Source organism: Enorma sp. (genome assembly GCF_982429025.1).
In genome coordinates this window covers 1-10,889 of record NZ_CEWCAA010000060.1, presented here as the reverse complement: position 1 = coordinate 10,889, position 10,889 = coordinate 1, and the positions used below count along the sequence as shown (strand labels likewise).

Annotated in this window: 12 protein-coding genes; 5 read left to right on the top strand and 7 right to left on the bottom strand. The window is 62.8% G+C overall.

The window, feature by feature from the left end:
* The first annotated feature begins 149 nt into the window (after positions 1 to 149).
* Positions 150 to 1,289, top strand: coding sequence for a tRNA guanosine(34) transglycosylase Tgt (gene tgt / locus AC1VS5_RS08740; protein ID WP_417058139.1), 1,140 nt, complete (start codon positions 150 to 152; stop codon positions 1,287 to 1,289).
* On the opposite strand, the gene AC1VS5_RS08735 is transcribed toward tgt, so the two are convergent.
* From AC1VS5_RS08735 to AC1VS5_RS08715, 5 genes are all read right to left on the bottom strand, one after another.
* Positions 1,286 to 1,489: a hypothetical protein gene (locus tag AC1VS5_RS08735; protein ID WP_481218379.1), complete on the bottom strand. Its 204-nt coding sequence runs from the start codon at positions 1,487 to 1,489 to the stop codon at positions 1,286 to 1,288. The genes tgt and AC1VS5_RS08735 overlap by 4 nt on opposite strands.
* A gap of 112 nt (positions 1,490 to 1,601) precedes the next feature.
* Positions 1,602 to 3,002, bottom strand: a complete 1,401-nt coding sequence (locus AC1VS5_RS08730; protein WP_481218378.1) for a CotH kinase family protein — start codon at positions 3,000 to 3,002, stop codon at positions 1,602 to 1,604.
* 4 nt (positions 3,003 to 3,006) lie between these two features.
* Positions 3,007 to 3,702, bottom strand: coding sequence for a DUF4956 domain-containing protein (locus AC1VS5_RS08725; protein ID WP_481218377.1), 696 nt, complete (start codon positions 3,700 to 3,702; stop codon positions 3,007 to 3,009).
* A 130-nt stretch (positions 3,703 to 3,832) separates the two neighbouring features.
* Positions 3,833 to 4,594 (bottom strand): polyphosphate polymerase domain-containing protein, encoded by a 762-nt coding sequence (locus AC1VS5_RS08720; protein WP_481218376.1) that lies wholly within the window; start codon positions 4,592 to 4,594, stop codon positions 3,833 to 3,835.
* On the bottom strand, positions 4,594 to 5,517 hold the full coding sequence (locus AC1VS5_RS08715) for an anti-sigma-I factor RsgI family protein (RefSeq protein WP_481218375.1): 924 nt from the start codon (positions 5,515 to 5,517) through the stop codon (positions 4,594 to 4,596). Before AC1VS5_RS08715 ends, AC1VS5_RS08720 begins: the two co-directional genes overlap by 1 nt.
* Before the next feature lie 694 nt (positions 5,518 to 6,211).
* Here AC1VS5_RS08715 and AC1VS5_RS08710 point away from each other — a divergent pair.
* Positions 6,212 to 7,147 carry a TIGR02452 family protein gene (locus AC1VS5_RS08710; RefSeq protein WP_481218374.1) on the top strand — a complete coding sequence of 312 codons (936 nt, stop codon included), beginning with the start codon at positions 6,212 to 6,214 and terminating at the stop codon, positions 7,145 to 7,147.
* A gap of 291 nt (positions 7,148 to 7,438) precedes the next feature.
* Here AC1VS5_RS08710 and AC1VS5_RS08705 read toward each other — a convergent pair whose 3' ends face one another.
* Positions 7,439 to 8,029 (bottom strand): HdeD family acid-resistance protein, encoded by a 591-nt coding sequence (locus AC1VS5_RS08705; protein WP_022349857.1) that lies wholly within the window; start codon positions 8,027 to 8,029, stop codon positions 7,439 to 7,441.
* Positions 8,030 to 8,257: 228 nt separating this feature from the next.
* Positions 8,258 to 8,983: a GntR family transcriptional regulator gene (locus tag AC1VS5_RS08700; protein ID WP_144687908.1), complete on the bottom strand. Its 726-nt coding sequence runs from the start codon at positions 8,981 to 8,983 to the stop codon at positions 8,258 to 8,260.
* Positions 8,984 to 9,286: 303 nt separating this feature from the next.
* Between AC1VS5_RS08700 and AC1VS5_RS08695 the strand changes: the two genes are divergently transcribed.
* The 3 genes from AC1VS5_RS08695 to AC1VS5_RS08685 form a co-directional block, all read left to right on the top strand.
* On the top strand, positions 9,287 to 10,060 hold the full coding sequence (locus tag AC1VS5_RS08695) for a BtpA/SgcQ family protein (protein ID WP_239458633.1): 774 nt from the start codon (positions 9,287 to 9,289) through the stop codon (positions 10,058 to 10,060).
* A complete protein-coding gene (locus AC1VS5_RS08690) occupies positions 10,057 to 10,530 on the top strand; it encodes a PTS sugar transporter subunit IIB (protein WP_019127993.1) in 474 nt (157 codons plus the stop codon). The genes AC1VS5_RS08695 and AC1VS5_RS08690 overlap by 4 nt, the downstream gene beginning before the upstream one ends.
* Before the next feature lie 13 nt (positions 10,531 to 10,543).
* The coding region (locus tag AC1VS5_RS08685; RefSeq protein WP_481218373.1) for a PTS sugar transporter subunit IIC at positions 10,544 to 10,889 on the top strand (346 nt) is incomplete at its 3' end.

The following is a 10,889-nucleotide window of genomic DNA, read 5'->3' as shown; positions in this document are numbered from 1 at the left end:
ATTTGATGGTGTGAGGCGCGGGCGAGGGAAAGGGTCGAGCAGCCCGCTATACTGGTTCATCATTGAAGCGACAGGCGAGCGCGCGCACGCGCTTATGGGAGCACGTCCGCTCGCCCAGAACGAGACCGAGACGAGAAACGCGAGGCCCCATGGACCAGAGCCTATTCACCTACGACATCATCGCCGAAGATCCCAAGACGCATGCGCGCGCGGGCGTGCTGCACACGCCGCACGGCGACATCGAGACACCCATCTTCATGCCGGTGGGTACGCGCGCCACGGTGAAGGGCGTGCCGTGGGAGACGGTCAAGGACCTGGGTGCGCAGATTGTCCTCTCTAACACCTACCACCTGGCCATGCGCCCCGGCGCGGACCTCATCGACGAGATGGGCGGTCTCCACAGCTTCATGAACTGGCACGGCCCCATCCTCACTGATTCGGGTGGGTTCCAGATCTTCAGCCACTCTGACGCCGTGAAGCTCTCGGACAAGGGCGTGCGCTTCATCGCCACCGACTACGACGGCAGCCACGTGTTCTGGAGTCCCGAGGACAACATGGCCATCGCGCAGAAGCTCGGCTCCGACATCTGCATGCAGCTCGACCAGTGCATCGGTTACCCGGCGGAGCGCCGCGACGTGCAGCGCGCCATGGATCTCTCGAGCCGTTGGGCGGAGCGCTGCTACAAGGCGCATACTCGCCCTGACCAGGCGCTCTTCGGTATCGTGCAGGGCGGCATGCATCTGGACCTGCGCATCAAGTCGCTCGAGCGGCTGGAGGAGATGGGCAACTTCCCGGGCTACGGCATCGGTGGCTATTCGGTGGGCGAGGACCACGAGACCATGTTCGAGTCCCTCGAGCCGCTCGCCGCGGAGTACATGCCCAAGGGCAAGCCGCGCTACCTCATGGGCGTGGGCAACCCCACCACGCTCGTCCGCGGCGTGGCGTGCGGCATCGATATGTTCGACTGCGTGCTGCCCACGCGCACGGGCCGCATGGGCACGGCGTTCTCCAGCGAGGGGCGCTTGAACTTCCGCAACGCCCGCTTCGCGCACGATGGCGGCCCCGTCGACCCGCAGTGCACCTGCCCTGTGTGCACCGGCGGCTACACGCGTGCGCACATCCGGCACATGGTCACGGTCAAGGAGATGCTCGGCGGCATCTTGCTCTCCATGCACAACATCTATTACCTGCTCGACCTCATGCGTCGCGCGCGCCAGGCCATCATCGACGGCACCTACAGCGAGTTCGTGAACGATTGGATGAATTCGCCGGCGGCGAAGGATTACTAGGAGGCCGCTTGCGTCGATTGCTCGGAGCCTTGCTCGCCTTCGCGCCAGAAGACGAGTGCGGTTTTCACCGGGGGTCCGTAGACGAGTGAGGACGTAACGAGCTTCCAGCCTTGGAGCTCCATCTCGTTCGCCTTCTCGGTGATCGCGTTTGCCGTGTCTTCGGCGAAGGCGCGCTGCCTGACCAGCTCCGTACGATACATGCTGCCTCCCCGGGGTCGGCGCCTGCATTCCTTGCTGCTGATATACCCAAACGGGTCAAAACGGGACGGGGTTGTTTTGAACGCGTGCAAAACAACCCCGTCCCGTTTTGACTCACTCCAGGTCGGAGAGCTCACCCATGTCTTCGATGCGGATGGACGAGGCGTCTACGAGCGCATCGGGGGCTGCGGCCTGCCCTTCGAGGGTACTTGGGATATGGCCGTCTAGTTGCCCGCGGATGCTCTGGGCGCGAAGCAGGCAGAACGCCTCAAGGGTATCCACGCCCAGCTGGAAGTCCTCGAAACTAATAAACGCCGTGGGATCTTCCGCGACATAAGGAGCGATGAGCTCCTCTGCCTGGCGCACCGTCGTCTGCAGGCGCCCACTCTCCACGTAATCCTGTACGAGCTCGTCAAGGTAGTCGTGGTAGCGTTCGCGGTAATCGCCGTGAGCCATGAGGTTGGTGAAGAGCGGTCGCTCGGCAAGCACCTCGGGTGCCGCCGGCGTATCGATGGGCAGGTTCACGTAGGCGCTGGCATCGTCCGGCAGCTCAGCTCGTCCGAGGGCGTAGGTGCCGAAGGCTAGGTTATAGTCCCAGGGGAGCATCGCCAGGCGTCCGTCCTCCTCGTAAAGGAAGTAGTTGTGGCCCGTGCTTCCCAGGTAGCTGTCGAGATTCGCCACGAAGGTCTGCACGGCGAAGTAACGTAACACCTCATCGACGTCCACCGAGCGCTCGATCTCGTCGCGCTCTCCTGTGGCCAGCGCCTTGAGTGCGTCTACCAGGCGCTTTTCGTCCACCGCCGTCGCATCGAAGCGAGCGCTTTCGAAGATTCCCGGGTAGGATGCGGGGTCGTCGTTCACGTAGCGCAGTGCCACATCGGCGTTCTCGTCATCGAGAGAGCGGTAGTCGGGTTTGTAGAGCATGCCGCGCCCCTCGCCCCATACGCGCTCGGCGAAGGCGTCCTCCGGCTCCTCGATGGCAAGGAACAGCCCCCAGGCCTCGCCGTTAACGCTCACCTGCACAAAGCTCGTTGCGGGCGTAGGGACACCCATGAAGCGCATCATGTCGAAGGTGAGGTAGGTCTTAAGGTAGCTGTTGTCCTGGAAGGCGGCGTCGAGGGAGAGCTTGTCGAGGCCATGATAGGTGAGCCCCGCCTCGTAGTGGTCGAACTCGATTTTGAGGCTGTAACGCGAAAGCCCACGCTCTGCGATGTGTCCGAGCGAGTTGTTCCCCTTGGCGCGCAGCCCCACCCCTGTGAACGTCTCGCCATCGATCGCCACGTCGCACCGGGAATAGCTCTCGGTCGTCGCGGTGGCGAGGAAGGTATCCCAATCATCAATTTGGATGTCGATGCTGTGCACGCGACTCTGCTGGAAGAGCAGGTCGAGGTAATCGTCGTCGCGTGCGGGTGTGATGATGCCCGCCACGCCGGCAGCGTAGAGTCCGCCGGTGAGCAGGATGGCGCAGGCGAGCGCTGCGATGCAGACGGCGTCGATGAAGCGCGACCCGAGCATGGGGCTAGCCTAGGTAGTCGCCGTTGTAGGAAACGAGGCTGGCGTCGCCGACGCCTTCGATGGCGCAGAGGGCATCGATGAACGCCGTCTCGCCGTCCTTGAGCCTGACCTCATAGGTGAGGTCGAGCGCACCTGTGCCCTCACCTGCGGCGGAGCGGTCTTTCGCCTTGAGGACATGCCGCTTGGTGTTAGATGCCACGAGCGCCTCGACTGCTCGCTCAGCGGCATCTACCGTCTCGCCCGAGCAGCGCACGACGAGCATGAACGGTCGGTCCATGGTGCGGGTGTTGGCGAAGATGAGGAGCACGAGGCCGATAACGATGCAGCCGACGACGGCAAGGAATAGCAGGCCCGCGGCGAGCACGATGCCCACCGCGATGCACCAGAACAGAAACACGATATCCATGGGTTCCTTGACGGGCGTGCGGAAGCGCACGATGGAAAGGGCGCCCACCATGCCCAGCGAGAGCAGGACGTTGCTTGACACCGCAAGGATCACCAGCGTCGTGATGAGCGTAAGCGCCACGAGCGTGGCCTCGAAGCTCGTGGAGTGCATGACGTTCGTGCTCGTCTTCTTGTAGATAAGCACGATGAACAGGCCGAGCGCGCAGGCGAGCGCGAGTGCGAGGATGGCGTCGAGTGGGGGCACCGCATCGATGCGGTCGAGAAACGATGACTTGAAGATGTCGTTGAAGGTCATGGAATCGCCTTACGTCGAATGGTTGCTTGGGCGGTGCTGCTTGGGCGGTGGTTGCCCGGGTGGTGATTGCCTGGTTTGGCTCCCGGCGCTCACGCGCAGGGTCCGCCATTCAAGCTGCGCGCGGTGCCCGCTATTCAAACCGCCGCGCGAGCGCATATTTGGAGTGAGCTACGCGCACGGCGCCGGGCACTTGTATGGCGTCGCGCACGATGTCGGGAAGGTAAGCGTCGTATTTCACCTCCAGCACGACGGCGCCCGGAGCATAGGGGACGAGAAGCCGGCTAGGGTCGAAGAAGCTCTCGGGGTGTCTACACGACCGCATGCGAGCATCGAGGGTGACGCGAACGTTGCCCGGCTCGAACGTGAATGCTTCGCGTTCATAGGCTACGACGACGCAAGGGCGTAGCCCCAAGACCCGCTGGGCAGCTTTGAACTCTTCAAGCACCGGATCGTTACTGGCTTCTCTGGCCGGGGCGGGGGAGAGACTGTGCTCATGCCGCCCTTTCTGCTCCCGCGGTGTGCCTCGGCTCGGTATCGCAAGGCTTCGGGCTTCGCGCGGGGTGAGCCATGAAGCGTGCTTCGAGCCGGCGCCATTCCGCTTCACCTTCTTTTCCAGACGAATGACGCGCTCGGCGCCATCCGTTGCGAGCGGCTCGGTTCCATACGCGCGCATGCGCCATTTCGCCCGCGACGTGAATCCCTCGTGCTTCTCACGCAGGGCGTCGTCGAAGGGCGTATCGAAATAGAGGCTGCGCACGGTGTAGCGCCCGTCGGGCCCGGCATGCTCGTCCCGAGGGAAGAGCATGCCGAGGCGTTTTGCGAGCAGGAGAGCTTCGTGCAGCGGGAGCTCGAATTTAAGCTCGTGTCGCTGTTTCGTGCGCGTCGGCAGCATCAATCGTCGTACCCGCTGTTGTTGCTGTCGTAGCTCGAGTTGCCCCCGCTGTCATAGCCGGAGTTATTGTTGTCGTATCCGGAATTGCCGCTATAGCCGGAGTTGCCTCCGTAGTTCGAGTTGCCGTAGTTCGAGTTGCCCCCTGAGGGTGCTGGCGTCGAGGATCCGCCGCCGGACGAACCGCCCGAAGAAGTGCTTCCCGAAGATCCGCCTGACGAGCCGCCGGAGCCGCCGGAGCCGCCCGATGAGCTGCCGCCGGAGCTACCCGACGACGTGGCGGGCGGGGCGGTGGGCGCTGGCTCCTGGTAGTCGGTGACGCCGTCGTTCAGCGGACCGTAGTCGGAGTCGTAGTAATCGGTGACGCCGTCGTTTTCGGGGCCGTAGTCAGAATCGCTATAGTTGGTCCACCCATAGTTGCTCGAACCGGTGACCTGCATGGACGCGGTCTTGTTCTGACCGATGACGTAGGTTTGGGAATCGCTCACGATGTTCTTGAGAAAATCGTTCGCCGGCAAAGACGACCCGTCCTCTACCTCGAGGTCGATCGTGTTGCCCTCGCCTTCAACCTCCTCGACGAAATAGCCCGCCTCATTGATGCGCGCGATGAGGGTGGAGACCGCCGTGCGGCATTCCTGCCCTTCCAGCGCGCTCAGGTCGAGTCCCATGTTCTCGGCATCGGCGTTGAGCGCCTCCACGCCCACGACCATGCCGTCTGCATCGTAATGGATGGCGAATTCAGGATTCACGCGCAAGATGAGCGTGCCGCCGCCCTCAGGATAGGGAAGTTCTTCGGGCTCGGTCGCTGCCGCGGCGGGCGCTTGCGCTGGCGCCTGCGTGCCGCTCCAGATGGCAAAGAGTGCTCCGCCGCCAACGATCACAGCGAGCAGCGTGGCGAGCACGATGGTGAGTTGTTTGTTCGTCATGTTGTTCACCCCTCGGTCGTCTAGGCGTATTCGCCGGGTTATCCCAGCGAATGGCTTCCCTTGCGCAGGAAGTCGGTTGCCCTACCAGGGGTAGCCGCCTCTCTTATAGCATGCCCGTGGGGGCATTATGATGCGCGGCCCTGTAAGCGCTTTGTAAGGTCTTGCGTGGCGACCACTTGCCGGCCCTTTGCCTCCGTTCGCCGAATCTCCGGATGCACTTTTTGCAGCTCGGGCGGCATAAATCCGGGGGAGGAGATACATTTTTCTCGATTCAGACGAAAAGCGTCCGGCACCGGTGAAGGCCCCCGGCCGGGAAGGCTGGTTGCAGATGGCTTTGGAGGGCTCGAGCCTAGGGCGGCGCGCTATCTGAAACATTCAGACCAAGTTGGATGCCTTCGCTCGTCCGTTCCTGGCGCATTCGTTCCACTTTTGGGAACTTCTTTCTGCTCTTTCAGCAGGAGCGTGGTCTGCTCCCTAGGAACGTGCAGGATTCTGGCGAGTGCTCTACCGGTTGCAGCGCGCGGACGAGAAAGATGTTCCCAAAAGTGGAACGAACATCCCTCCCAGTCTGCGCGCTCTGCAAAACATCTTTGTCAGGGGGAGCATTTGTGGCGTGCATGCGCCGTGCTAGGCGGGTATGCTAGTGCAAGCTGTGAAGTGACGCCGGATGGCCGGCAGAGATGAAGGTGATGATATGGCAGAGCGAAACGATCGACGTGGCGAACGTCGGAGCAACCCACGGCGCGAGGCGCGCGCGAAGGCGGCGGAGCGGCACACCGCCGAGGTGGCGCAGCGCCTTGCCAAGGATATCGAGCGCTCGGTGGCAGGCGTGACGCGCTATGATGGCGCGCCCAAGGTGGAAGTAGCCGATCCCTGCGTGCCGGAGGTCTCGGTCGTGGCTTCGAGTGCGACCGATGCCGTTTTGGAAAACGGCCGCGGCTATGCGCAGTTCTGCAATCTCGCCGTGCTCGATTTCGCTTCGTTTGTGAGCCCGGGAGGTGGCTACATCAAGGGTAGCTGGGCTCAGGAGCAGGCGCTCTGCGCGGACTCATATCTGTATAACGTCCTCAGCGAGCAGCGCGATTGGTATGGCGAGAACCGCCGCCGCAACATTAACTGCGAGCTGTATCGCGAGCGCGCCCTCGTGGTGCCGGCGGTGCGTTTCGAGCGCGACAAGATGCACGCCTATGCAGACGTCGTCGTAGCGGCTGCCCCCAACGCCCAGCGCGCACGGGCGGACTACCATGTGAAGGACGAGACGCTCGTTGCCGCCATGCGTGACCGCATCCGGTTCGTGCTGGATATCGTGGATGCGCTGGGGCGCGAGAAGGTTGTGCTCGGCGCATACGGGTGCGGCGCCTTCGGTTGGGACGCCGAGACGGTGGCCGGGCTTTTCCGCGAGGAACTCGCAACGGGCACCCATGGGGTGAAGCAGGTGGTCTTTGCCGTTCCCCGCACGCGCTACGATGAGCATCTTGCCATGTTCGAGCATGCGTTCAGCGCCTTTCCCGAGGCGCCCGCAACGACGTATGCCGAGGCTGCCGCCGCAGCGGCGCGCGCCCAAGAGGCCGCGGCAGCTGCTGTCGTCGAAGACGACGAGGATGAAGACGATTGGCGCAAGTACCTGTAGGGCGAGCTGGGCTAGGCGTCTGTCCGTAGTCGGCGGGTGCCTGCCGTTCGTTTCGGGATTGACGCGCGCCCATGCCGTCTGCCCGGCGGGCGTCTGCCCTCGCGTTCGGCAGGCATCTGCCGGCCCTCGGTAGGCACTCATGCTCAGAATCTGCGAAACCGATGGGGCTAACCGCTTGCCCCATGCATAACAGAGCCGGCGGGCCCGCCTTCCTTGGCAGGGCCCGCCGGCGTATCTTGTGCGCCTCCTCTGCGAGGTCGCTATCCAGCCGAGCTATAGCCGGCTCGTGCATCAGCGTTCGATGCGCTTGATCGAGGCGCCCTCGACGATGAGGGTCGCTCCCGCCACGATGAGGTACGCTGCGAGCAGGTAGCTCAGGACCACGCTCGTGAAGAGCGGGGTGAGGGCAAGCACGACGCCGAGAATGATGTTCACGATGCCCATCACGGTGCCTGCCGATGATCCCTCAAGCTGGTAGTAGCGCATGCTCTGAGCGAAGGACAGGCGCTCGATGCCGGTCATGATGAGCAGGAACGCGAGCAAGAAGCCGAGCGTGCTTGCGGTGAAGGACGCCGGCAGCGCGAAGAAGAGCACGCCGAGAAGCGCATTCAGGATGCCTGCGGCAAGTGTTGCCCCATTACGGAAGAAGGCAGGCGTTTGGATGTAGCTTGCAATGTTCGAGCCGCCGCGTACGATGAGCACGCCTGCGATGAGGCCCTGGATGAGGGCGTACATGCCGAGCGGCGCCACCGCGCTCGCGATGCCCGTGAGTACGAGCACGGCGCCGAGGGCGATCATCCAAGCCTTCGCGCTTCGAATCTTCTGGTTCCAGGTGTCGATGTATTCATTCACATAGTCGTGATCGGGGTCGAACCACTGCATTGTTCCTCCTACAAAAGAAGGCCTCCCAATCGTGAGTCAACTGGGAGGCACGTTGTTATCACTCTTCTACCCTGCGGGGAGTAGGCTAAGCGCAGGCGGCATAATCAGGCAGTTTTGGCTCGAGCTCCGCTATTTCTCCACGTTTGACGAATAGCGTACAGCTGTCAGCTCGAATCCGTTCCAGGCCCGGCTGCATGCAAGGTGTATCCGTTCGTGAAGGCTGAGCGCTCAGCGCTTGCGCGAGCCCACGGCATAGGTGTAGCGGTCCGTGGCGATGTATTGCAGGTTTACGTAGACCACGGAGCTTGAGAGGTCGAGTACGGTCTCGGTGACCTTGAGGAGCGGTATGCCGGTTTCGGTGCCAAGGAGCGTGGCGAGTTCGTCGCTCGCCTCCTCGATGCCGAATTGGTCCTCGAAACCTCCCACCTCCGTTCCGCAGTGCTCGGCGATGGTGGAGAAGAGGGAGCGGTCCTCGAGCGGCGTTTCTAGAAGAAAGCGGTACGCAAGGGGGAAGTAATCAAACTCCACGATGCAGGGAACGCCGTCAACGAGCCGCAGGCGACGAATCTCGATGAGCTGGTCGTCGTCGGTGTTCAGCATCTGCTTGATCTGCGGGCTGGCCGCACGCGTCTCGCAGCAGATGATGCGCGTGGAGGGCGCGCACCCGGTCTTGATGCAGGTTTCGGTGAAGCTGCCCGAGGTCAGCGTGCTTTCGACGTGAACCGTCGGGCGGACGAAGGCACCGCGCCCTTGGCGCTTGACAAGGTAGCCCTTCTCAACGAGGCGGCTGAGCGCGATGCGCACGGTGACGCGGCTCACGCCGTACAGCGCGGAGAGCTCGTGCTCGGAGGGTATCTTCTCTCCCGGCGCATAGGTGCCGTGCTGGATGCGGTCGAGCAGGTCTGCCTCAACGCGTTCCTGGAGCGTGAGGGCGCAGGAATCCTTGGGGCGCACGGTTCCTCCTTATCGGGTCGTCGGGCAAGGCGGGCTCATTGCCTCAATGGTATATCGCGAGCGGGGATGCGCATAGCGGCTTGCGGGGCGCATGTGCCGCCATGCAGGGGTTTTCCAGCGACAAAAGGGGTTCAACATGCCGTTGACCTGTGATTTCGCAACGCTCGCGGAAGTATCTCGTTAAGCTTGTATTAACTTGTTGTATTAGTTGCACTAAATCTTTATATTTCAAGAACACGCCTGTTGGCGTGCGATAGCCGAAGGGCGTGGGGCGCCGTGAGCGGTGGAGCGAAGGACGCGCCCATGCCGGACGAGGAGGTGGTTCAGGTGATGGACGCCAAAGGCTTCCTTTCGGTGTTCAAAGAGCGAAAGCCCGTTATGGCGATGCTGCACCTTAAGGGAGAGACCCCGGATGAAGTCCTCGAGCGTGCGAAGCGCGAGCTCGACCTTTATATCGAGGGAGGGGTCGATGCGGTAATCGTAGAGGACTACTTCGGAACGTACGGCGACATGCGCCGCGCGCTCGAGTACATCCGCGAGGCGAAGAGCGAAATCGTCTACGGCGTGAACTGCCTCAACATCGATGCCATGGGCTTTGAGCTCGCTCAAGAGTTCGGTGCGGCGTTCGTCCAGCTCGATTCGGTGGTAGGCCACGTGAAGCCGCGAGATGAGGAGGCACTCGAGGCGTTTCTCGACCTGTACCGCGGGCGCTACGACGGTTGCGTGCTCGGTGGCGTGCGCTTCAAGTACCAACCGGTGCTCTCGGACCGCACGCTCGAAGAGGACCTCGCGATCGCGCAGGGGCGGTGCGACGCCGTAGCGGTGACGCAGGATGCAACGGGGCAAGAGACCTCGATCGATAAGATCCGCTCCTTCCGTGCGGGCTTAGGCGACTTCCCGCTCATCGTGGCCGCGGGCGTTACCCCCGAGAACGCGCGCGAGAGCCTGAAGATCGCGGACGGCGCGGTTGTGGGCAGCTATTTCAAGGACACCTATCACGATGACGGCGAGGTATCGCTCGATCACGTGCGCGCGATCATGGACGCGGTGCGCGCCGTGAGGGAGGAGACGGCATGATCAAGATGACGCGCGTCGACCACCGGTTGCTCCACGGCCAGGTGGCCTTTACCTGGATCAGGCAGGTGGGTGCCGACTGCATCCTCATTGCCAATGACGCGGTGGCCAAGGACGAGCTGCGCATGTCGGTGCTTCGCATGGCAAAGCCCCAGGGCGTGAAGCTCGTCATGAAGAGCGTGGACGATTCCATCAAGGCACTTACGAGCGGCGTGACCGATAAGTACAACCTGTTCATCATCACCGAGAGCATCGAGGATGCCTGGCGCCTCTGCAAGGCCGTGCCGGCAATTCGCGAGCTCAATATCGGTGGCGTGAAGGTGGAGGACGGCAAGCGGCAGATCTCCGAGGCGGTGTTCGTTTCCGATGAGGAATGCGCGCGCATCCGCGAGCTCGACGCTGCCGGCGTGCACGTGTTCGTCCAGATGACGCCGAGCGAGCGCTCGGATGAGGCTATGAAGCTCATCGGATAGGGAGGAGAAATCCATGGACAACCTGATGATGCAAACCGTATTCATTTTCTTCGTGTCCGCCTTCGGCTACTGCAACAGCTGCTTCAACAGCGCGCTGTTCAACCGCCCGCTCGTGCTCGGCGCGCTCACCGGCCTTGCGCTCGGCGATGTGGCGACCGGCTGCCAGGTTGGCGCCACGCTCGAGCTCGTGTACCTGGGCGCCCAGGCCATCGGTGCGAGCAACCCGCCGGACATGACCTCCGGTTCCGTGATCGGCACCGCCTACGTAATCGCTGCGGGCACCGATGTTGCCGAGGCCGTGGCTATCGCCGTGCCGGTGTCGCTGCTCATGTCTATGTGGTCGAACTTCCTTATGGCGG